Raw genomic sequence first — 22,986 nt, 5'->3', positions numbered from 1 at the left:
AACGCAGGTCACCCGCCGTCCTTAAATAAACGCAGGTCACCCGCCGTCAGCGGAACGGATCAGTACCACGGCGTGGGCCGCGATGCCTTCTTCCCGTCCCGTGAATCCGAGTCTCTCTGAAGTTGTGGCCTTGATCGACACGCGGTCGTCCGGAAGTCCCAGGGCTTCGCCGATACGGCTGCGCATCTGCTGCACGTAGGGCGAAAGTTTCGGACGTTCCGCTACGACGGTGGCGTCCACATTCGTTACAGTATAACCGGATTCACCCAGTGCGTCAACAGTCCGTTGGAGCAGTACGAGGCTGGAAATCCCGCGGTATCGGGCGTCGTCATCCGGGAAGTGAACCCCGATGTCTCCCAGCCCGGCCGCGCCCAGCATAGCGTCGCCGATGGCGTGCGAGAGGACGTCCGCGTCCGAGTGGCCCTGCAGCCCGCGTTCGTGGGGAATGGTCACGCCGCCCAGCACGAGGGGCCGGCCTTCCGCGAAGGCGTGGACGTCGTAGCCGGTACCTACGCGTATATCATCCATGTCCTTTAGCCTCGTTCGTCGATTTTCGGTTGCCGCACAGTCAGATCCGCCCCTGCCGCCGCAATATGCGCTCGGCGATTTCCAGGTCCTCCGCCGTGGTCACCTTGATGTTGTCGGGACTGCCCTCCAGCACCCGCACCACGTATCCGGCCCGTTCCACCAGTTCGGCGTCGTCGGTACCCACGTAGCCTTCTTCGCGGGCCCGTTCATGGGCCGCCCGCAGGATCCGGTATGCGAAGGTCTGCGGCGTCTGCGCCCGCCAGAGCGCAGACCGGTCCGGGGTCGCTTCGACCACGCCGTCTCGGATGATCTTCATCGTATCCGTGGCCGGGGTGGCCGATATCACGGCGCCGTGCCTGGCTCCCTCGAGGACGGACGCTTCGAGCGCGCCCTGTTCGACGCAGGGCCGCGCCGCGTCGTGAATCAGCACGGCCCCGGTGCCCTCGGCCAGGGCCATCAGGCCGCGGTAGACCGACTCCTGGCGCGTGCTTCCGCCGGCAACCACATCGGCCAGCTTCGGATGGGCGCAGCCCGCCTCGGCCAGATCCTCCCGGCAGGACGCTGCCCGGGACGGTTCCACAACCACCACGTAGCCGTCCACGGCCGGGCAGGCTTCGAAGACTGCCAGGGTATGGGCCAGGATTGACCTGCCGCCGATCTCGATATACGGTTTCTCTTGGGCCGACCGCATGCGCAGGCCGGTTCCGGCGGCTGGGATGATACCCATGACCGAATTCAACGGCTATGCCTCCTTCCGAGCCGAATCGAGCGACGGGCGCGGGGTCGGTGGGATGCGTTCAACGAGTGCCGCCGGACGCATTCAGCGAACGCCGGCGAGCGCGTTCAATCTGCAGGCCGGAAAAACGTTCGTTCACGCGCTCCACAGCGAGCCTGCCTTAATCAATACAAATTAAAGCGATCGCGTGAAGGAATTTGAGTGATATTTTGGTATCGATTCAAAAAACCGGGACGAGGACGTATCATCCCCGGATCAGGGGCCGCCCAGATACCACCAGGCCAGCAGACTTCCGGAGGTTCCGGCCGTGAGGATCGCTCCGACGAAAAACACGAGCAAAAAGGCGCGCCACAGCATGGCGCGGGCCCATTTTACGGCGTCCTCGACGCGCCGGATCTTGCGGAAACGGACCGGACCCCGGTCCCGGGCCGGATTGCCGTGATCACGGCTGGAATCCGCACTGTCTCCGGGCCAGGGCGTGGTCGGAACCGCGCCGATACGGGTCCGCCTGCTCCAGGCACGCCAGGTTAAGAGGATGGTCAGCAAGGCGCATACCAGGATGATGGCATCGGCCAGGGGATCGAAAAGGCCAACATACTCGTGGGACGCGGCCGCCGCGCCGATCTCGTCAAGGGTCATGTCCGCTCTCGTTGGTTGAGGCCGCCAGGAGTGCCGCCGGATTCGACTGCTGCCGGATTCGACCGCCGCCGGATTCAACCGCCGGCGGATTCGACCGCCGCCGGATTCGACCGTCGCGAGCATTACGGTACGGCACTCATCGGATAATCCAATGACCATCTGTTTCCGATGAGTTAAAATATGTGTTTAAACGTTAAAGTAAAGATGTTTGATGTTTAGAAAAATGAATTAGCTCAGACAATCAGCATAGCGTCGCCATAACTGTAGAACCGGTACTTCTCCCGGACCGCATCCTCGTACGCGGCAAGGATCAGTTCCCTCCCGGCGAAGGCGCTGACCAGTAGCAGGAGCGTCGATTTCGGCAGGTGGAAATTGGTCAGCAGCACGTCGACCAGCTTGAATTCGAAGGACGGATAGATGAAACACCGGGTAAGGCCCTCGTACCGGCGCGGTTCGAGTCCTGGTCCTCCCGCGACGCCGCCCCCCGCCGCAATCGTCTCCAGGACGCGCACGGTCGTCGTCCCCACGGCGACCACCCGCCCCTCGGACCGCCTGCTCACAATCGTTTCCGCCTGGCGCGCTTCCACCCGGTAGTATTCCGCGTCCATCTCGTGGTCCTCCACGGCGTCGCCGCGGATCGGCTGGAACGTTCCCGGTCCGACGTGGAGCAGGACCGGCACCACGGCCGTGCCCTGGAAACGGATGCGGTCCAGCAGGGGCGCCGTGAAATGCAGCCCGGCCGTGGGCGCGGCCACGGCGCCGTATTCCTCCGCATAGACCGTCTGGTAGCGGTCCCGGTCCTCCGCATTCGGGGCGCGGCGTATATAGGGCGGCAAGGGCGTGCGGCCCACCTGCTCGACGACCCGGGTCACGTCCGCGTCCCCTTCGAAACGGACGCGGCGTATCTCCTTCCCGGGATCGTCCTCCACGGTGGCGGTCAGGACGCCGCCCTCCAGCTCCAGGCGCGTCCCTTTCGCGAGCCGCGCGGACGGTTTCAGCAGCGTTTCCCAACGGGCTGGCTCGAGTTCGCAAGCTGGCGCGGTTTCACGGGCGGGTGCGGATACGCGGGCCGGAGAGGACGTGCGGGCCGACGAAGGTTCGGGAGCAGACGCGGTTTCTGGAGTCTGGTTGACCCGGCGCACCAGCACCACTTCAACCTTTCCGCCGGTATCGGGCCGCACTCCCCGGAGCCTGGCCGGCATCACCCGGGTGCGATTGAGCACCAGCGTGTCGGCCGGGGCCAGGTAGTCGACGATATCCCGGAAATTTCGGTGTTCGATCTCGCCGGTGAGGCGGTGCACCACCATCAACCGGGACCCGTCGCGGGGTTCGGCGGGGTATTGGGCGATCAGGTCTTCCGGCAGGGAATAGTCGTATTCGGCTAGATTCACGGGTGGTCGTTGATGTGGGTCGGGGCAGGACGGCGACGGATGCCGCGGCGCGACAGCAGATTCAGGGAAAGCCGTCAGTCGAACAGTCCGGCCTGTGGCCTGGGAGGCGGGGGCGGTCCGGGCGGCCCGGCGAATCCCAGGTGGTCGTACGCCAGCTCGGTGGCCACCCTGCCCCGGGGGGTGCGCTTGATCAGTCCCTGGACGATGAGGAAGGGTTCATACACCTCCTCGAGCGTTCCGCTCTCCTCGCCCACGGCCACGGCCAGCGTGTTCAGGCCCACGGGACCGCCCTCGTACTTCTCGATGATGGTCGTGAGGATCAGCCGGTTCATGTCGTCCAGCCCCATGTGGTCCACGCCCAGCATTTCGAAGGCGGCCTTCGCGGTCTCTCCGGTGATGCGGCCGTCGCCCTTGACCTGGGCGTAGTCCCGCACCCGCTTCAGGTACCGGTTGGCGATCCGGGGGGTTCCCCTGGACCGCAGGGCGATCTCCATCGCACCGGACTCGTCGGTCTCCACGCCGATGATTTCCGCCGCCCGCGCAACGATCAGGTAAAGCTCGTCCGGCGTGTAGAAATCGAGGCGGATGGGGATCCCGAATCGCGCAAGGAGCGGCGCCGTGAGCAGGCCCGTGCGCGTCGTCGCGCCCACCAGGGTGAAATGGTCCAGGTTGAGGGCAAGGGAACGGGCGTTCGGTCCGCGGTCCACGAGGATGTCGATCTTGAAATCCTCCATCGCTGCGTACATGTGCTCTTCCACCACGTGGTTCAAGCGATGGATCTCGTCGATGAAGAACACGTCGCCCGGCTGCAGGTTGGTCAGCAGCCCCGCCAGATCGGCCGGCTTGTCCAGCACCGGCCCCGCGGTCTGGCGGATCTCCACCCCCATCTCATTGGCGAGAATGGTGGCCAGCGTGGTCTTCCCCAGTCCGGGCGGCCCGTGGAGCAGCACGTGGTCGATGTAGTTCTCACCGCGGGTCTTCGCGGCCTCGATGTAGAGCTGCAGCTCCGCCTTGGCCTTTTCCTGGCCGGGGAATTCATCGAAGCGGCCCGGACGCAGCGCGCGGTCGAACTCGGCATCCTCTTCGAGCCGGTCGGGGTCGGTAAGCGGGAAGTCCCGTTCGTCCATCTATTGCCTTTTCTGGTTTTTGAGCACCGTTCTGATGATTTCCTCCGCGACGGGCGTCTCCGCGCTTTCGGACAGCACGCGGATGACCTGCCTGCGTGCTTCGGGATGATCGAGGCCCAGGGACACCAGGCCCGTGATCGCGTCGTCCACTTCGGGGGTCTCTCCCGCCGGCGCCACGGGCAGTGCCGTCGTTCCGCCGGTATCCATGGCGGCCAGCTTGTCGCGCAGTTCCATGATCAGCCGCTGCGCCGTCTTCCGGCCGATCTTGGGCAGCGAGACCAGTTTCCCGATGTCTTCGTTGATGATGGCCGCGGTGAACTCGGAGACCGTCGCGCCGGAAAGGATGTTCAGTGCCACGCCGGGACCGATGCCGGGCAGGGTGATCAGCACTTCGAAGAGGTGCTTCTCTTCCGCGGTGGCGAAACCGTAGAGCTGCATGCCGTCCTCCCGCACATGCAGCACCGTTTCCACGCGGACCTGCGCGCGCGCGGGACCTAAAGCTTCGAGCGTGGAAAGGGGGACGAACATTTGCAGGCCGATCCCGCCGACGGACACCGTGATGGCGTCGGGCTGCTTGTCGACCAGTTCACCTTCGACGAATGCGATCAACGGCCTTGATCCCTCCGGTTACCCTGTGATAGTGGCAGATGGCGACCGCCAGCGCGTCGGACGCGTCCTCCGGCAGAGGTTCACTGCCGGGGCCCCGGTCGAGGTTCAGCATGGCGCCGACCATGTACTGTACCTGCTGCTTCGATGCACCTCCCGCGCGGACGATGGCCGATTTCACTTCGCGCGGGGCGTATTCCCAGACCTGCAGTCCCCGGTTCGCCGCGGCCAGGAGGGCGACGCCCCGGGCATGGCCCAGTACGAGGGCCGCCCTGGGAAACCGGCCTCCGAAGGTGGACTCGACGGCTACCAGTTCCGGTTGGTTCCGGTCGATGACCTCGCACAGCCCGTCGTAGATGACCTTGAGCCGGTCCGCGAGGGGTTTTCGCGAACCCGGACGCAACACGCCCTGGTCCAGCAACCGGCACTGCCTGCCCCGGGCCTCGATCACGCCGTATCCCGTAATCACGCTGCCCGGATCGATTCCGAGGATGATCATGGATACCCGCTACCCGTTCATTTCCTCCAGCACCTTGTCGTCCATGTCGAAATTGGCGTATACATGCTGGACGTCGTCGTGGTCCTCGAGGACTTCCATCAACCTGAGAAGCTGTTCCGCTTCCTTGCCCGCGACGGCCACGGTCGACTGCGGGATGCGACCGATTTCCGCCCGCAGGGGGGAGAAGCCGCTTTCCTCGAGCTGGACCCGGACCGCCTCGAAATCGGAAACGGCCGTCAGCACGTCCAGGGTATCTCCCTCGTCCAGAATGTCTTCCGCACCGGCGTCGAGGGCGATCATCATGACCTCGTCCTCGTCGACGCCGCCTTTGTCCACCACGATCGTGCCCTTCTGGTCGAACATCCAGGCCACGCAGCCCGACTCTCCCATGTTGCCGCCGTTCTTGGTGAAGGCATGGCGCATCTCGGACGTGGTGCGGTTCTTGTTGTCCGTCACCGCTTCCACCAGCAGTGCCACGCCCGCCGGTCCGTAGCCCTCGTAGACCAGTTCCTCGTAATGCACGCCGTCCAGCTCACCCGTGCCGCGCGCGATGGCCCGGTCGATGTTGGCCTGGGGCACATTTTCCGCCCTGGCGGCGAGTACGGCCGTCCGGAGCCGGGGGTTGGCCGTAACCGATCCGCCGCCCTGCCGCGCGGCGATAGTGATCTCCTTGATGACCCGGGTGAAGATCTTCCCGCGGGCGGCGTCTTTCTGCTCCTTCTTCCGCTTGATCGTGCTCCACTTGGAATGACCCGACAACTTGGCCTCCTCAGGGCATCGTAACGACCCGTTTCCCCGTTCCCGTGTTATTGGAAGTATCCCTGGCGCGAATGGCGAGGGTATGTTCTCCGGTCTCCAGGCCGTCCAGGGCGATCTCGAAGGCCTCCGTCTCCGAATCCGTTACGCCGTCTTCGGGATGGACCACCCGCCAGTCGCCTCCGTCAATCGCGTATTCGACCCGGAAAAGGGGACTGGCGCTGTCCCGGACTATGAAGGACAGCTGGCCGCCCGTCACGTCGATCCCGGTTACCTGCGGACCGGTATTGTCCACCAGGAAGGGGTCGCTCAAGTATTCCGCCTCCAGGGCCTGGTCCGGAGGATTGGAGGGGGCGTCGCTGGCCACGACGCGAAGGACGTACTCGCCGTCCGGAAAGGTTTCGGAATCCCACGAATAGGAAGGCGTGCGCCGCTCCGACTCCAGGAGTTTCCACGATGCTTCGGCTTCGCCCCGGAAATAGATCTCGTAAGACAGTCCGTCCCCATCGGGATCGCTCGCCCGGACGGCCACCGCCCGCATGCCCTTCCGGTAGGCGGGCGTCCCGGAGGATGCGCTCTGGCCGCGGCCGTTGCCCCGGTTGCCGACCTGCGCGGCGATGCCCGGGGGGAGATCGGCTTGTGCGGACTGCCCGACCTGGCCCGTCGCGGCATCCCGCAGGTAGACGCCCGGCTCGTACACCGTGACCCCATGCACCCTGGGCGGATTGTTCCGCGTCAGGTACGAGGCCGAAACGGACGAGACGGAGGGCGATTCTTCGTTCTCCGTGCCCAGGACTGCCTTCCACTGCAAGTAGCGGGCGGGCGGGCAGGCCAGGGCTTCCCCTTCCGGGTCGGTATAGGGACCGGTCCACTCGCTCCAGGTCTGGTCCGGCGAATCCGTATTGCCGGACCGCGCGAACAGGCGGACCGACGTTCCGGGGGGCTGCTCGCTCTCCCAACGGATTCGGCCCCACCGCGCCATGCCCCGGGTATCCCGGACGTCGGACTCGTACTCGCCCTCGCGCACCGGTGTGGAACGCAGGCGGTACAGGTTGCCGCGATTGCTCGTCGCCACGACTACGCCGTTTGACGCGTCGGGCGACAGCGCCGTGATCTGCGATTCCTGCAGTTCGTTCAGCAGCGTGCCGGTGCCCCTTTCCCGGACGCTGTATAACCGGCCGCTCGACCCGGTACCGATGAGCAGTTCGTTATCCCCGCGTATCGCCAGCGACAGGCCTACGTCCGTCTGGGATCGCCACCACTCTTCCACCCGGCCGTCCGGATCGATCCTGAAGACGACGCTGCCTCCCGTGGCGAAATTGCCGACGGACGGGCGATCTGCGGTTTCTGCCGTGGCGGTCACTTGAACCGCGTTGAGCATCGGACCTCCGCCCGGATCATCGGGTGCGCCAGAGGATGGCGGAGGCATCGAAGCGCCCGCCGATCCGGCCCGGCCGCCGCGGGCGCCCCGGCGCGGTCCGCTCAGCGCACCGGCGAACACCGCGCCGTCTTCGGCGACCAGAAGGGTGTTCACTTCACCGTAGGGAGAATCATGGAGGACCGAGATGGCGCCGTCGGACGAAATCCGGTAGACTCTTCCGCCCGGTTCGGTCCCGGCGATGAGCCGGCCCGATCCATCCACGGCCAGGGCCATCACATGGGCCTCCTCCAGCTCGGCCAGCAGGTGTGCTTCGCCGTCTTCGTCGATACGATAGATCCTTCCCTGCTCACCCGTTCCCGCGTAAAGTCCGCCCCCCGCGTCCAGCGCCAGGGACCAGATGTAGTTCGTACCGCCGCTCGGACCGTCATCCGGACTGTCGTCCGTTACGCCGTCCGGACTATCGCCTGTGCCGTCGTCCGGGCCGCCGTCCGGGCCATTCATGCCGCCATCCCGCGCGGGATCGAAAAACACCGCGTGCGTCCCGTCCGGTTCGATCCGGTAGATCCGGCCATCGGGGAAGGTGGCGGCGTAGACCCGGTCATTCCGATCGATCACGACGCTGCGGATCTCCAACTCGTCCGCATCGAAAAACACCTCGGACCGGCCCGAAGGACCTATCCGGTACAACTTGCCGTCGTTTCCCGAACCCGCGTACAGGTTCCCCCTGGAATCGGCCGCGAGACTCCAGATCAGCGGCTCGTCGCTCTCGAAAACGAGATCCAGGACCGGTGACAGGGTCAGGCGGCCCTTGCCGGTGATGGAAACGCCCCGGGTTTCCCCTTTCAGGAAATTCCCGTGTCCGGCCTGTTTCCAGATGACCGTCGTCGACGCGTGGACGACCAGCGCCGCCGGCAGAAACACCACGGCCATGCACAGCACTCGCCACCCCGGTACCTTTCTCAAGTATCGCTCCTATCGCTTTACGGTCAGCCGGCTCCAGTTCTGACCGGCGACGACGTAGTCCGTGCGGATCGTTTCTTCGGCCACCACCTTCTCGCGGATCGGTACGAAACTTCCCTTTGTCCGCTCCGAATTCATGACGGCGAGGACCGACGGGGGCAGGCCGGGCATTTCCCTTCCCTTCACCATGCCGCCCGCGCCGCCCTGGAACATCTTCAGGTACACCCGGTTACCGGTCCGGCGGTTGTTGAGCAGCTCAATCAGCCGGGGACCGTCCGTGGGCCTGTACCTCTGGGGAACGGCATTCAGATCGTGGCGGGTGACGGCCCGGGCGGAACCTACCAGTACCTGTACCGATCCGGCCGATACGGTCTTGGGGATCGTCACGTCCATCCGTCTGACCAGGCGGTCGCCCCGGTAGGGCCGGAGGTATACCCTGACTTCGAGCGTGTCGCCCGGCTCGACGGTTTCCGAACCGAACCAGACGTCTTCAATAACGGCCGTACTGCGTTCGTCCGACGAATGGATATCGATCCTGAGGGACTCGATCATCGGCGTGATGAACCGGTTATCGAGGACGAAATCAAGCACGCCGTTCACATCCCTGGCCAGTGCCGACAGGGACGCCTGGCCGGAAAACTGGTCGTCGAAAACGATGTCCGGATGGTCCTGCAGGGCGATCCGGCCACCAATTGCTATGGTTCGCTCGCCGGCGATGCGGCCGTTCGCGAGGATCGTATTCGACACGGCCATGTTCACCAGAAGCGGCGTCCACCCGTTCGCCATCATCACATCGAAACGGTAGGTCCGGGGCGCGCGAATGGCATCGTCGTAGGAGAGTTCCACCGGGATCATGCGCGCCGTATCGCCGAGTTGGCCGTATATCCCGTTCGTATGGTCCCAAAGGACCGAACCGACTTCGTCCGCCACGCTGCTGATCTTGGTGGACCCGGTCTGGTCCGGGATAACCGTGATGATTTCCGCCCGGTTCATCGGGACATTCAGGGCACCCGTCCACAGGAAGGGATGCCCGAAGGCCAGTATGGCGTCATCCTCGCGCCAGGTGACCGTACCCGTGCCCGCCATATTGTAATCGCCCCGGATGAGCTGCGCGCTCACGGCGGATCCGGGTTCAAGGAGGGACGTCCCGTTGCCGGTCGACGCCAGGCCTTCCTGTTCAGGGTTTGCGTCAGCGCCGACAGCAGCCCGGCCATCCGGTTTCGAGCCCGCGACATCGCCAGCCTTGCTGCCCGGTATCCTGCCGGACGCACCGGCCACACTACCGCCGGCCACACTACCGCCGGCCACGCTGCCGCCGGCCACCGGAACGAGTCCACGCCGGCGCAGTTCATCTTCGAAAAGGGATACGGTGCCCGGGTGGAATCCCGAAAACACCATGGGAACGGCAATGGGTTTGAGACCGGATGGACCGAGACCGGACGGATGGAAACCTGGAGGGCCGAGATCGGGTGGACCGAGATCGTTCTGGCCGCCGCCCATTCCGCCCGGCGTCCCATCGGGCGCGTTACTTCCCGGCTTCGTTTCCGTTTCCACGACCTCGCGAATGTCCAGCATATGGCCTATCGGCGTGACGCCGCCGATGGGCTTCATCGGAAACGCTCCGAAACGGTACGCCAGTGCACCGACGAGTTTTCCATCGATGTACACGGGGCTGCCGCTCATCCCCGCGATGACGCCTGCTTCGTCGACATAGGGACCCGAGACCCCCACCATGATGATGTCGTGATCCGTGTAGAACTGGTTTTTGATGACGCCGATCACTTCGACGTCGAAGGTATCGATCCGGGCATCCTGAAAGACCGTGAGGCCGTATCCCCGCATGCCCGGCTTTACATCGTCAATGTCCATGTACCCGGCATGCTGGTCGGCGGATCGATCCATCGCCGGCGAAGCGGATTGGGCTTCGGCTGGCAGGCCGGACCGGGCCGTGGCCGGCGAAGCAGACTGGCCCCCGGCCGGCAGAGCGGGTGAAAGCAGGCCTGCGAAGAGAAAAAGCACGACCATCGATTGAATGATATACATAGGGCCGATGCGCGGTGAGCAGGGGATTGGAAAACGACGCTAAACTACTGCAATATAAGGTCCCACCGCTTCCCCTGGCAACTGGTTTGTAGCGGCTTTTGGACGACCGCGGCGCAGCCGTTAATGGCAGAAACCGCTTGACTTACCGCGATGGTTCCCCGAGATTCAGACAGTCGCGCAAGGGTACGGAAAGCAGTCCCCCGCGCATTCCTGGACACCTTCGGAAAACGGCAGGCGATAACCGGTTGGAGCACCATGGCAGCATCCCGGAGCAATAAGACCACGGAAGAGAAGCTGGTGCCGAACTTCAACATGACCATGTCCGAAACACGCAGCCAGATCGGCGCCATTTCCTCCCGGATCGTGCAATCCTACGACACGATCGGCGGCCTGAACCGTATCGACGGCAAGAACCTGCCTTCCAGGGAACGGGTCTACGGCATCCTGAAGGACCTGCTGGCGCTCTGCTTTCCCGGCTACTTCGGCGCCGAACCTCTTGTGACGAAGAACGTGGCCTTCTACGTGGACGGACTGGTGGACACCATCTACATCCGCCTGAGAGAGGAAGTGACCCGGAGCCTCATGCACGACGCGCAGTGCAAGGGAAAGGACCCCGTGGCCTGCGAGGAGATCGCCGACCGGATCGCACTCGAACTGCTGGAAGCCGTTCCCGATATCCGGAAACTGCTCATGGGGGACGTGGAAGCCGCCTACGATGGAGATCCCGCGGCGAAGAGCCATGACGAGATCATCCTCAGCTATCCGTGCGTGGAAGCCATCGCCACCTACCGGATCGCCCATGAACTGTACTTGAGGAATACGCCGCTCATCCCGCGGATCATGTCCGAGCACGCCCACAGCCGCACGGGCATCGACATCCACCCGGGCGCGACCATCGGCACCCGTTTCTTCATCGACCACGGAACGGGCGTCGTCATCGGGGAAACGGCGCTGATCGGCAACAATGTGAAACTCTACCAGGGCGTGACGCTCGGCGCGCTGAGTTTCAGGAAGGATGACGGCGGACGCCTCATCAAGGGCGGCAAGCGCCACCCCACCATCGAGGACGACGTGGTCATCTACTCCGGGGCGACGATCCTGGGCGGCGGAACGACCATCGGCCACGATGCCGTCATCGGGGCCAATGTCTGGCTGACTGAACCGGTGCCTCCCCATTCCAAGGTTACCATCGGCGACCCGAGCCTGGACGTAGTGAAGCACGACGCCCGAACGGCCTGACCAACCTGGCCAGCCTAGCATGGACGGTCGCTTGCCCTGAGCGGCCACCTGCGCTGAGCGGCCGCCTTCCCTTACCGGTCCGCCTAGTCCGCGATTTCAGCGATGTATTTCTCGGCTTCCATGGCGGCGGCGCATCCCGTGCCCGCCGCGGTGACCGCCTGGCGGTAAACGTGGTCCTGCACGTCCCCGCCCGCGAACACGCCGGGCACGCTGGTGTGCTGCCTCCGGTCCGTCAGGATATAGCCCTGCTCGTCCATTTCGAGCTTGTCTTTGAAGAGACCGGTATTGGGCGTGTGGCCGATGGCGATGAAGAGGCCCTCGGCGTCCAGATCCCGGACCCGGTCCGATTCCAGTTCCCGCACGCGCAGGCCGGTCACACCGGTGGTTTCGTCGCCCAGGACTTCGTCGACCACGGCCCCCCACTGGAACGCGATCTTCGGATGTTTCAGGGCCCGTTCCTGCATGATCCTGCTCGCCCTCAGTTCGTGGCGGCGGTGTATGATCCAGACGTGGCTTGCGAAGCGCGTCAGGAAGAGCCCTTCCTCCATGGCGCTGTCGCCGCCGCCCACCACGGCGACTTTCCGGTCCCGGTAGAAGGCGCCGTCGCAGGTCGCACAGGTGGAGACACCCCGTCCGAAGAACCGTTCCTCGCCCGGCACGTCGAGCAGGCGGGGCGACGACCCGGTGCTGATCACCACGGCCTTCGCCGTGTACTGGTTGCGGTCCGTCGTGATCCGGTGCGCCCCCGGTTCGAAGGCCACGGAGGTGACTTCCTCGTACTTCATCTCGGCGCCGAAACGTTCGGCCTGCTGCCTCATGCGGTCCATGAGGTCCATGCCGCCCAGACTTTCGGGGAATCCCGGGAAGTTCTCGATCTCGCTGGTGAGCGACAGCTGCCCGCCGACCGTGCTGCCCGTCAACACGACGGGGGACAGGTTCGCCCGGGCCGCGTAAAGGGCTGCCGTATAACCTGCCGGGCCACCGCCGATGATGACGACCTGCTCCATTTACTCGATCCGCATGATGATGTGAAAGCCCATGGGCGTCTGGACGACCCCGCTGAGCTCGCCGACCTCCAGACCCATCGCGGCCTGCTCGAATTCCGGGATCATTTCGCCGGGACCGAAGAACCCGAGGTCGCCCCCGCTGTCCCGGCTCGAATCGATGGAGGTCTCACGGGCCAGTTCGGCGAAATCGGCGCCGGCGGTCAGCCGTTCCATCACGGCATCCGCGGCCTCCCGCGTGGCGACGACGATCTGGCGGACGCGGATCTTGTTGGATTCGATGGCCTTCTCCCGCTCCTCCACGATCCGCCTGACCCGGTTCAACGCGGCTTTCAGCTGCGCGTTTTCCGGCACGAGCTCGAGGGCCTGTTCATAGTTTGTGATCGCCAGGTCGAAGTCTTCCCGCCGCTCGTAAACCAGGGCGATTTCCGCGGAAATGCGCGGGTCCCTCGCGCCCAGGTCGAGTATTTCCCCGTAGTATCGCAGGGCATCGTCGAGACGCCCTTCCGCAAAGGACAGGCGGGCCAGCGCTACGCGGGGCACGACCGACTGCCCTCCGACCACCAGGGCCCTTTCCCAGACGGCCCGCGTGCTGTCCGGCATGTTCTTGTTCTGGTAGGCGGTCCCCAGGTTCATGTAGGCGTCCATGTAGTCCGGTGCGAGCGCCACGGCCCGATTCCACTCCACTATCGCGTCGTCGAGGCGCTCCAGGCCCATGTAGGCCACACCGAGATTGAGATGGATCCTGGGCAGCTGGTCCTCCGGGGGCGACAGAGTAAGCACTTTCTCGTAGGCCTCGGCCGACTGTTCGTATTCCTCGGTATCCGAATAGACCTTTCCGAGATTCGTATAGGCGTCGACGTAGGAGGAATCGCTTTCAATGGCCTGCCGGTAGTGATGGACCGCTTCGTTGAGGTATCCGCCCTGGTTGTACGCGATCGCCATGTCGGTATGGGCCGCGGCCAGGTTCGGTATCCCCACCATCATCCGGTCGTACTGGCTTCGGGCCCAGGCATAGACGGTATCGGGCGGGACGGTGCTCATGCGCGCGACGCTGAGCGTATCGCCCTCGACGGTCTTCATGAACGCGTCCAGCGCCGCGGCCGAATCCCCCCTGGCGTGGTGTACCAGCCCCATCGTGAGGTAGGCGGCGGCGAAACCCGGCGCGATCTCCAGGGCGTGTTCGAGATGAACCTGGGCGCTGTCGTACTGTCCCTGCTCGAAATACACCGCGCCGAGGTTGTTCTTCGTCAGGGCGACGGTGGTCAGGAACTGTTGTACCGCGGCCTGCTGACGCTGCTCAAGTGTCAGTGTAGTGTCCGGCTGCGCGTCCTGAGGGGTGGTCGCTCCGGGCTGGATCTCCGCACCGGTCGTGTCTTGCTGGGTCGTCGGTGCCACAGCGTCGGCTGGAGCATTCGCGGCGCCCGTTGCTTCCGTCCCGGGCGGCGGATCAGTGGTCGTCTGCGCGACAGCCGGACCTGCCCCGATGAGATAAAGACATAGGGCACAAGATGCCAGCCATGTCCCCGGCCGGCCCCATGCGGTTTCCCCTTTCTGATTGACCTTGCTCATTCCTTCCGTCCTCCGGTATTTACCGCTTAAATTGCTTCTCGTATCTCTTCAACGGTTTCGCGTTTGCTTTCAACGACTTGCCGTTTCTTCGGGTTCCAGTTCGTTCAGCACTTCCAGGGCCTCTCCCACCAGCGCGAAACACCCCGTCACCAGGACCAGGTCGTCCGGTCCCGCGATGCCGATCGATTCGGAGAGGGCCGCCGCCACCGACGGCGCCGTCCGGGCAGGTGTTCCCGCACCCATGCAGGCTGCAGCCACGTCCGGGGGATCCGCCTGCCGTTTCCGCAGCACGCACCGCTCGGGGATGATGATCTCGTTGGCGTACCGCGCGATGACCGCGCACAGATCGCCTACGTTCTTGTCCCGGTGCGCGGAGAGCACGACAATGGCGCGCCGGACCGGAAACAGGCCGCGCAGGCTGTCCGTCAGGCTTTCGGCCGCCAGCACGTTGTGGGCGCCGTCCAGCACTACCCAGGGCCGGTCCTGAAGGACCTGCATGCGTCCGGGCAGCCGCACCGAGGCCAGGCCGCGGCGCACGCCCCGGTCCGTGATTTCCATGCCCCCTTCGGAAAGCGCCTGCGCCACCCCCACCGCCATGGCCGCGTTGGCGGCCTGGTACGTCCCGGAGAGCGGCAGCGTAAGGTCTTCGTACGTCCCGCCCGCGGCCTCAATGTCGATCACCTGCCGGCCGATCGCCGCTTCTTTGAGCGCGTACCGCACATCGTCGCCCACCTGCACCAGGGAACTCCCTTGGCGCCGGCAGGCTTTTCGGATCTCCCTGGACGCCTCCGGTAGCTGGGCGGCGGAAACGGTACAGACGCCTTCTTTCACGATCCCGGCTTTCTCGCGGGCGATTTCCGCGATCGTCCCGCCGAGCCGATCCGTGTGGTCCAGTCCGATGGGCGTAATCGCGCAGACCCGGGGCCGGATTACGTTGGTCGAATCCAGCCGTCCGCCCAGACCGCATTCGACCACGGCCAGGTCCACCCGGCGTTCCCTAAAATACACAAAGGCCAGGGCGGTGAGTACATCAAAAAACGAACCCATGTCCTTCCACCGCGGCCCGGTTCCTTCGATCGTCGGGCGAGCGCGTTCCGTGAGTTCGGCGAAATCCGGTTCGGAAATGGGCTCGCCGTCGATCTGTATGCGTTCGCGCAGGGAGACGAGGTGGGGCGAGGTGTACAGGCCCACGCTGTAACCGCATTCGCGGACGATCGCCGCGATCATGGCGGCGGTGGATCCCTTCCCCTTGGTCCCGGCCACGTGTACGGATTTCCACTGTCGTTCGGGGTGGTCCAGGGCTTCCGTCAGGGCGCTTATGCCCGACAGGTCCATGCGGACCGGGGCGGCGCCCGGCCGCTGTTCGAAGTCCACGAATCCGTACAGATAGTCCAGCGCTTCTTTATAGTTCATGCGGTCGTCCCGATTCCGGCCAGGGCCTCTTCTGGCGTCATGCGGTCGCCCCGATTCCGGCCAGGGCCTCTTCTGGCGTCATGCGGTCGTCCCGATTCCGGCCAGGGCCTTCGCGTATTCGAAGGGACGGGCTACCGACCTGCGGCGTATCGCGCCGTACCGTTGGCGGACCGGGGCGGAAACGTCCGCGCTGTGGGCGATTCGCCTGAACACGTTCCGGCCCGGACGAGCGTTGATCTCGATGATCCACGGCAGGCCGGCGGTGTCCGGCACGATATCGAGGCCCACCTCTCCAATGGGTCCGAGTTCCGTGTCCAGTAAGCTGCAGGCCGCGAAAGAAGCCTCCTCAGCACGGCGCAGGATCTCCTTCCTGAGCGGCCGGCCGTACAGCACGTCGAGGACGGGTTCGGCCTCCTCGGCGCGAGCGCCGTTGCTCAGGTTGGTCGTGGGGCCGCTGGTCTGGCCGACGCGGGCCGCCAGGCCGGTAAGGTCCCACCGGGCCTGCCCGTTCTTCTGCATGAGCAGTCGCAAGTCGAACCTCGGAAAACGCCTTTCATCCGGCGGTTCTGCCGATATCCCCTGTTGCACCAGACAACCCATGGGTTCCTCGCGCGCTCCGGCAGTCAGTGCCATGATCCGGTCCATGGCCGACCCGGCGCCACGGGTCTCATAAGTTGCGTCCAGCGTCCTGATGACCTGGCGTCCCCCCGCGGTCCGGACGATTTCCATGACGCCCGTTCCCAGGGACCCGACCCTGGGCTTGACGTATACGTGATCGTACCGCGCCAGGAACGCCCGCAGCGCGTACGCATTGAGGATCTCGGTATGGGGTAAGGCGAGGCCGGCATCCGCCAGGCGTCGGTGCATCTCCAACTTGTCCACCGCCAGCCGGACGAAGGACCCGGGATTCACGAAGGGTATGCCCGCCCGGTCGAAGAGGTCCCGCGCGCGGTCCGCGGCGCGAGCATCGGCGGGATCCAGCACGGGTGCCCGGTCGTAGATGACCGCCGGCCAGGGATCGGGGCCGCATTCGACCCACCGGCCGTCCACGACCGTGGCCGCCGACACCGTCCCTTGCGCGCTATTCACGTCAGCCGCGTCGAACACAACCGCACGCAGGTCCAACGCAGCTGCCGCCTCGCAGCACTCTTCGAAAAACACCGTGGGGGGACCGAAAGGCCGGCCTTGCTCGTCGGGTGCCCGGCGGGTCAATATGCCCACGGTGAACTTGGCCTTCGTATTCATGATCCTGCGGTCCGAGTGGACGGTGTGGGCGATGCGGACGGCGCGGAGCCGGTGGACGGCACCGTCGGTGCCGACGATGCGGACTGGCTGTCACGGACCGGACGGGCCATCTGTTGTACTTCCGCCAGCGTGGACCACGTCATGTCGCCCCGTTCCGACAAGCACAGTGCGGACAGCGCGGTGCCGTAAGACAATCCAACCGCTAGATCCTCGCGCAACAGGCCATACAGCAGACCGGCATCGAAGGCGTCGCCTGCGCCGAGCCGGTCGACCGGTTCCACCACGTAGGGCTGCGTGTAGAGAAAGCCGGTCGCCGCGGACCAGCCCACGGCCCCGCCCTCGGCCATCGTCAGCACCACGATCTCGTTCCCGAACCGCCCGTGGAGGGCTTCGACGGTTTCCTCCGGCTTCCCGTCCAACCCGAAGATCAACGCGGCGTCATCGGAAGTCGATACGAGGATGTCGACCTCGCCCAGCATCGATTCCAGGACGGCGCATGCCTCCCCGGGCGACCACAGCTTGGCCCGGTAGTTGACGTCGAATGAGGTACGGTAACCACCCTCCGTCCGGTTGCCCAGGACCCGGGCGACGGTCTCGCGGCAATCGGAACTCAGGGAAGCCGTGATGCCGGACGTATGCACGATCCGGGCGCCGGAACGGAGCGCCTTTTCCACCACCTCGGGCGTCATGCCGGTCGCCGCGGACCCGGCGCGGTCGTAGACGACCCGGCTGCCTCTCGGCGGCGATCCGGGCTCGAGAAAGAACACGCCGGGTCGACTGGGCCGATTGGGCCGACTGACCGTGTCGCCCCGGTCGTCCGTCTGTTCGGCTTGCCCGGTCCGGTCGTTCCGCTCGCCCCGCCCATCCGACGGCTCGACCTGGTCGCCTTGCCACCCCACATGGGACGTGTCCACCCCGTGCTGAGCCAGCCTGGAGGCGATCCACCGCCCGGCGGGATGGTCGGGGAGGACGGAGACCCAGGCCACGTCGGCGCCCATCCTGGACAGGGCCGCCGCCATGTTGGATTCGGTGCCCGCTGCGTCGGCCCGCAGATAATCGGCCTGTTCCAGCATCTCGCCGTCCACGGGCGAGAACCGGATCATCGTCTCGCCGAAGGTAACGACGTCGTACCGCGGTCGGGAAGGCGCGCCGGAAGGAGAGGAAGAGGACATGTTCGGATTGGTTGTTCGGACGCGGCGTCTCTGGTATGCGAGAGCGCGGCGCTTCGGGCTTGCGGCGGCGCCCCAGGCCAGGCGCCCCAGATATGCACCCCGCGTCTCGAAAGTACGGGCCAGTCGCCTCAGGCTTGCTGCGTCACCTCAGCCGGGCACCACCTCAGGCGTAATGGCAGGCCACCCAGTGGCCGCTGTCGTTCTGTTTGAGTTCCGGTTCGTGCTCGGCGCAGTCGGCCTTGGCGATGGGGCAGCGGGGATGGAAACGACAGCCGGAGGGCGGGTTGACCGGACTGGGGACGTCGCCCGTGAGCTGAATGCGCTGCTTCTGGCGCCGCTTGCTGATCTCCGGGACCGCGGAAAGCAGGCTCTGCGTGTAGGGGTGCTGGGGGTTGTCCGTTACCTCGTCGGTCCGTCCCGCCTCGATGAGCTTGCCGAGGTACATGACCCCGATGCGGTCGCTGATGTGGGCGACGACGGCCAGGTTGTGGGCGATGAACATATAGGTCAGGTTCAGTTCGTTCTGCAGGTCCTGTAGCAGGTTCAGGATCTGGACCTGGATGGACACGTCCAGGGCGGAAACCGGCTCGTCGCAGATGATCAGGCTCGGGTTCAGCGCGATGGCCCGGGCGATGCCTATGCGCTGCCGCTGGCCGCCGCTGAACTCGTGGGGATAGCGGTCCACGTAGGCCTCGCCCAGTCCCACCATCTCGAGGAGACTGACCAGCCTCTCCCTGCGTTCCTGCCGGCTGCCCACGCGATGGATGTCGAGGGGTTCCTGGACGATGTTCCCCACCGTCATGCGCGGGTCCAGCGAGGCGTAGGGGTCCTGGAAGATCATCTGGAGCCGCTTGCGGACGGGCTTCAGGTCATTTTCCGACATGTCCGCCAGGTCGTTGCCTTCGAAGAAGACCTTCCCCGCCGTGGGGCGGTACAGCTGCAGCACGGTCAGTCCCAGGGTGGACTTCCCGCAGCCGCTCTCGCCCACCAGGCCGAAGGTCTCGCCGCGATTGATGGAAAAGGAAACGCCGTCCAGGGCCCGGACGGTGCCGCCTTCCTCCTTGCGGCCCAGCCCTTCTTCCAGTTCGAAGTGCTTGACTACGTTGTCCAATTGCAGCAAAGGCTCGTTCAACGCATCCTCCAGGATGTCGGCCGCCCGTCTCGGCGGCCCATGTCAGCGGCCGGCAAAGGCGTCAGCCGCCCATTTTAATACAGCCAGCAGGCGCAGTCGTGCTCCGAGGCCACGTCTTTCAGCGCCGGATCTTCCTCGCACCGGTCGAAACGGCTCGGACACCGGGGCGCGAACCGGCAGCCGGGCGGCAGCTGGATCAGGTTCGGCGGCACGCCGTCGATGGGTTCCATGCGTTCCTTCACCGAGGGACCCAGCTTGGGCACGGACTGCAGCAGCCCGTGGGTATAGGGGTGCTTCGGATCGTCGAGCAGCGTGTCCACCGGGCCCGATTCGATGATCCGGCCGGCGTACATGACGATCACCCGGTCGCACACCTCGCCCACGACGCCGAGATCGTGGGTGATGATGACGACGGACATGTTCAGTTCTTCCTGGAGCTTCATCATCAGTTCCAGGATCTGCGCCTGTATCGTGACGTCCAGCGCCGTGGTCGGCTCGTCGGCGATGAGCAGTTTCGGGTTGCACGCGATGGCCATGGCGATCATGACGCGCTGCCGCATCCCCCCGCTGAACTGGTGGGGGTAGTCGTTCAGGCGCTGTTCCGGGCTCGGGATGTTGACCATCTGCAGCAGTTCGATGCTGCGGTCGGTGGCCTGCTTCTTGTCGAGGCCGAGATGAAGCTGGAGGGGTTCCCGCAGCTGCCATCCGATGGTCAGCACCGGGTTGAGCGACGTCATGGGGTCCTGGAACACCATGGAGACGATATTGCCCCGGATCTCCTGCATATCGGGTTCTGATATGGTGCGCAGGTCCACCGGCGGTTCGTCGCCACCGGGATTGAAAACGATGTTGCCGCTGACGATGCGGCCCGGTGGGCTCGGAATGAGCCGCATGATGGAAAGCACCGTAGCGCTCTTGCCGCACCCGCTTTCCCCCACGATGCCCACCGTTTCCCCTTCGGCCACTTCGAAACTGACGTCGTCCACGGCCCGCACCGCGCCGCCGCGGGTGAGGAAGTGGGTTGAAAGGTTGTCGACCTTAAGTAAGGGTTCCATAATTTCACGCTTTTGGGTCGCTGGGCCGGCGGGTCGCTGGGCCGGCGGGTCGCTGGGCCGACGGCTCACAGCGCCTGTTCCCGCCGCTATTCCTCTTCCAGTGACTTGGACTCTTCGATCACCTTGGTTTCGATTTCCCGGGGCATTTCCTCGTAGCGGATGAATTTCCGCGCATGGCTTCCGCGGCCGTGCGTGATGGATCGCAGCACGGTGGAGTACCGATACAGTTCGGCCAGGGGCACTTCGGCCCGGACCACCTGGTTGCTCCCTCGGGGCGACATGCCCAGGATGCGGCCTCGCCGGCTGGAAAGATCGCCCATCACATCGCCCATGTAGTCCTCGGGGACGACCACGTCCACCTCGTAGATCGGTTCGAGCAGGACGGGACGGGCTTCCATGAAGGCCTTCTTGAACCCCATGGACGCGGCCACCTTGAAGGCCATTTCGGACGAATCGACCGTGTGGAAGGAACCGTCGTACAGCGTGGCCTTCAGGTCGACCACGGGGTACTTGGCGACCACGCCCTCCACCATGGCTTCCTGGATGCCCTTGTCCACGGCCGGAATGAACCGGCTAGGGACGGCGCCGCCGACGATGCCGTTGTCGAATTCGTACCCTTCACCGCGCTGCCGGGGTTCCACGCGCAGCCATACGTCGCCGAACTGGCCGCGCCCTCCGCTCTGCCGCTTGAACCGGCCCTGGGCCTCGGACTTACCCTTGATCGCCTCGCGGTAGGGGATGCGCGGCTGCACCATCTCGACTTCCACGCCGAAACGGCGGCTCAGCCGCTCGACGATGAGGTCAAGGTGCATTTCGCCGGCCCCGGCCAGGATCAGCTGCTTGATCTCGGAGTTGTACCGGAAGGTGAAGGAGGGATCCTCCTCGTGAAGCCGGGAGAGGCCGGTACTGATCTTCTCCTCGTCGTCCTTGCTCTTCGGCAGGACGGCCACGTTCGCCACGGGCTCGGCGAAGTCCACCCATTCCAGGCCGAAGGACTTCTGCCGCGTACCCAGGGAGTCGCCGGTGTGGGTGTCTTTCAGCTTCACGGTGGCCCCGATCTCGCCGGCGCGGATGACGTTCAGTTCGTTGCGTGCGTGACCGTTGGTGTGGTAGATCTGGCCGAATCTTTCCGACGTGTTCTTCGTCGAATTGTACACGTCGCCGCCGTGCTTGATTTCTCCGGAAAAAACCCGGAAATAGGTCAGTTCCCCGATATGGGCCTCGGAGACCGTCTTGAACACCAGCGCGGCCAGCGGACCGGACGGGTCCGGGTCCAGCGCGACTTCCTCGCCGCCGCCCGATGGGGTGGCCGTCACCGGCGGGCGGTCCGCTGGAGAAACCATGTACGCAGCCGCTGCGTCCATCACGCCGGAGACCCCAATGTTTGCAGATGCGCACGTCGCCAATACGGGGTAGATGGCCCCGTCCTTCACCCCCTTGCGCAACCCTTCGAGGAGCTGCTCATCGGTCAACGCGCCTTCTTCGAAGTAAACCTCGAGCAGTTCGTCGTCGGATTCCGCCACGGTTTCTACCAGTTTTTCCCGGTGTTCTTCCGCCTGGTCAGCGAGGTCTCCAGGGATCTCGGAGCGCTTGCCCTTGCCGTCGCCGCCCTCGAACGTCACCGCTTGCATGGCGACCAGGTCGACGACGCCCGAGAATCCATCGGCTTCACCGATCGGAATCTGGACGGGAACGGCCTGCGTGCCGAAGCGTTCCTGCAGACGAGCCAGCGCGTCATAGAAGTTCGCGTGCTCCTTGTCCAGGAGATTGACCACCACCATGCGGGGCAGGCCGTACTGGTCCGCATACTCCCAGGCGCGCTCCGTCTCCACCTCGATGCCTTCGATGGCCTTGACCACGATGGCCACGTTGTCCGTGACGCGCATCGCGCAGTGCACTTCGCTGGTGAAATCGGAATAGCCCGGGGTGTCGAGAACATGGAGGTCGTGGTCGTTCCACTCGCAGTACAGCGGCGTAAGGTTCATGGAAATGCGGTGTTCGATCTCTTCCTCGCGGTAGTCCGACACCGTGTTGCCGTCGTCCACGCTGCCGAGCCGGGTAGTCGCGCCGGCGTTGAAGAGCATGGCCTCCGCCAGGGAGGTCTTGCCGCTCCCCCCGTGGCCCGCGAGGCAAATGTTTCTGATTTTTTCGATGTTATAGTCCTTCACGAACACCCCTCCTCTTAGGGACTGCGCTTTCCGAGTATTACGCTTTATTTCAGTAAGATCGTCAGTACGACAGTCAACTTTCCGGGAAAACTCTAATATGTTTCGATCCGGCTTCAGGTGTCAAGGTTTTAGGGCGGTCCGCCAGGCTAATCCTTTCACCCATAGTTGACATCAATCCGCTGGGCGACTATGTATGTAATTACACCACTGCATTGAAATATGGCAGGATACGAAGATTCCGGTTAGCGGCATCTCGTTTCTCCGTTGCCTACTCATCCATGTAGCCTACCGTTGAAACCTCTAAAAACAATCGGACTGCG

Annotated in this window: 20 protein-coding genes; 2 read left to right on the top strand and 18 right to left on the bottom strand. The window is 64.7% G+C overall.

The features are described from left to right. Nucleotides 1-36: 36 nt before the first annotated feature. Together ispF and ispD are read right to left on the bottom strand one after the other, a co-directional pair. Nucleotides 37-519, bottom strand: a complete 483-nt coding sequence (ispF, locus tag OXH56_00590; protein MCY3553792.1) for a 2-C-methyl-D-erythritol 2,4-cyclodiphosphate synthase — start codon at nt 517-519, stop codon at nt 37-39. 49 nt (nt 520-568) lie between these two features. Then, nucleotides 569-1,255 (bottom strand): 2-C-methyl-D-erythritol 4-phosphate cytidylyltransferase, encoded by a 687-nt coding sequence (gene ispD, locus OXH56_00585; GenBank protein ID MCY3553791.1) that lies wholly within the window; start codon nt 1,253-1,255, stop codon nt 569-571. On the opposite strand from ispD, the gene OXH56_00580 reads away from it, so the two are divergent. Beyond that, nucleotides 1,254-1,442, top strand: coding sequence for a hypothetical protein (locus OXH56_00580; GenBank protein MCY3553790.1), 189 nt, complete (start codon nt 1,254-1,256; stop codon nt 1,440-1,442). The genes ispD and OXH56_00580 overlap by 2 nt on opposite strands. A gap of 77 nt (nt 1,443-1,519) precedes the next feature. On the opposite strand, the gene OXH56_00575 is transcribed toward OXH56_00580, so the two are convergent. The 8 genes from OXH56_00575 to OXH56_00540 form a co-directional block, all read right to left on the bottom strand. Then, nucleotides 1,520-1,903: a hypothetical protein gene (locus OXH56_00575; protein ID MCY3553789.1), complete on the bottom strand. Its 384-nt coding sequence runs from the start codon at nt 1,901-1,903 to the stop codon at nt 1,520-1,522. 233 nt (nt 1,904-2,136) lie between these two features. Then, a complete protein-coding gene (gene queA, locus OXH56_00570) occupies nt 2,137-3,294 on the bottom strand; it encodes a tRNA preQ1(34) S-adenosylmethionine ribosyltransferase-isomerase QueA (GenBank protein MCY3553788.1) in 1,158 nt (385 codons plus the stop codon). Between the two features lie 74 nt (nt 3,295-3,368). Next, nucleotides 3,369-4,421: a Holliday junction branch migration DNA helicase RuvB gene (gene ruvB, locus OXH56_00565; protein ID MCY3553787.1), complete on the bottom strand. Its 1,053-nt coding sequence runs from the start codon at nt 4,419-4,421 to the stop codon at nt 3,369-3,371. Further along, nucleotides 4,422-5,030, bottom strand: a complete 609-nt coding sequence (gene ruvA / locus OXH56_00560) for a Holliday junction branch migration protein RuvA (protein MCY3553786.1) — start codon at nt 5,028-5,030, stop codon at nt 4,422-4,424. It lies immediately after the preceding gene. Then, on the bottom strand, nt 5,008-5,526 hold the full coding sequence (gene ruvC, locus OXH56_00555) for a crossover junction endodeoxyribonuclease RuvC (GenBank protein ID MCY3553785.1): 519 nt from the start codon (nt 5,524-5,526) through the stop codon (nt 5,008-5,010). Before ruvC ends, ruvA begins: the two co-directional genes overlap by 23 nt. 9 nt (nt 5,527-5,535) lie before the next feature. Continuing rightward, entirely contained in the window at nt 5,536-6,285 is a 750-nt protein-coding gene (locus tag OXH56_00550) for a YebC/PmpR family DNA-binding transcriptional regulator (GenBank protein ID MCY3553784.1), read from the bottom strand. A gap of 10 nt (nt 6,286-6,295) precedes the next feature. Next, complete coding sequence (locus OXH56_00545) at nt 6,296-8,626, bottom strand: hypothetical protein (protein ID MCY3553783.1); 2,331 nt, start codon at nt 8,624-8,626, stop codon at nt 6,296-6,298. Between the two features lie 9 nt (nt 8,627-8,635). Then, the gene (locus tag OXH56_00540; GenBank protein MCY3553782.1) at nt 8,636-10,666 is read right to left on the bottom strand and encodes a hypothetical protein; all 2,031 of its coding nucleotides are present in this window, start codon (nt 10,664-10,666) and stop codon (nt 8,636-8,638) included. A gap of 255 nt (nt 10,667-10,921) precedes the next feature. On the opposite strand from OXH56_00540, the gene OXH56_00535 reads away from it, so the two are divergent. Further along, nucleotides 10,922-11,905 carry a serine acetyltransferase gene (locus OXH56_00535; protein MCY3553781.1) on the top strand — a complete coding sequence of 328 codons (984 nt, stop codon included), beginning with the start codon at nt 10,922-10,924 and terminating at the stop codon, nt 11,903-11,905. Nucleotides 11,906-11,988: 83 nt separating this feature from the next. On the opposite strand, the gene trxB is transcribed toward OXH56_00535, so the two are convergent. From trxB to fusA, 8 genes are all read right to left on the bottom strand, one after another. Then, a complete protein-coding gene (gene trxB / locus OXH56_00530) occupies nt 11,989-12,912 on the bottom strand; it encodes a thioredoxin-disulfide reductase (protein MCY3553780.1) in 924 nt (307 codons plus the stop codon). Next, nucleotides 12,913-14,481, bottom strand: coding sequence for a tetratricopeptide repeat protein (locus OXH56_00525; GenBank protein ID MCY3553779.1), 1,569 nt, complete (start codon nt 14,479-14,481; stop codon nt 12,913-12,915). A 69-nt stretch (nt 14,482-14,550) separates the two neighbouring features. Beyond that, a complete protein-coding gene (locus tag OXH56_00520) occupies nt 14,551-15,894 on the bottom strand; it encodes a bifunctional folylpolyglutamate synthase/dihydrofolate synthase (protein ID MCY3553778.1) in 1,344 nt (447 codons plus the stop codon). 78 nt (nt 15,895-15,972) lie between these two features. Next, entirely contained in the window at nt 15,973-17,139 is a 1,167-nt protein-coding gene (locus OXH56_00515) for a YheC/YheD family protein (protein MCY3553777.1), read from the bottom strand. After that, a complete protein-coding gene (locus OXH56_00510; protein MCY3553776.1) occupies nt 17,136-18,311 on the bottom strand; it encodes a sugar kinase in 1,176 nt (391 codons plus the stop codon). The genes OXH56_00515 and OXH56_00510 overlap by 4 nt, the downstream gene beginning before the upstream one ends. Nucleotides 18,312-18,474: 163 nt before the next feature. Further along, nucleotides 18,475-19,443, bottom strand: a complete 969-nt coding sequence (locus OXH56_00505; protein MCY3553775.1) for a dipeptide ABC transporter ATP-binding protein — start codon at nt 19,441-19,443, stop codon at nt 18,475-18,477. Nucleotides 19,444-19,517: 74 nt separating this feature from the next. Then, nucleotides 19,518-20,501 (bottom strand): ABC transporter ATP-binding protein, encoded by a 984-nt coding sequence (locus tag OXH56_00500; GenBank protein ID MCY3553774.1) that lies wholly within the window; start codon nt 20,499-20,501, stop codon nt 19,518-19,520. An 83-nt stretch (nt 20,502-20,584) separates the two neighbouring features. Then, entirely contained in the window at nt 20,585-22,666 is a 2,082-nt protein-coding gene (gene fusA / locus OXH56_00495; GenBank protein MCY3553773.1) for an elongation factor G, read from the bottom strand. Nucleotides 22,667-22,986: the final 320 nt, after the last annotated feature.

The sequence above is a fragment of the Gemmatimonadota bacterium genome (genome assembly GCA_026702745.1).
Taxonomy (GTDB): domain Bacteria; phylum JAAXHH01; class JAAXHH01; order JAAXHH01; family JAAXHH01; genus JAAXHH01.
The sequence above is the reverse complement of the archived record's forward strand: the minus strand, read 5'-3'. Positions and strand labels throughout refer to the sequence as shown.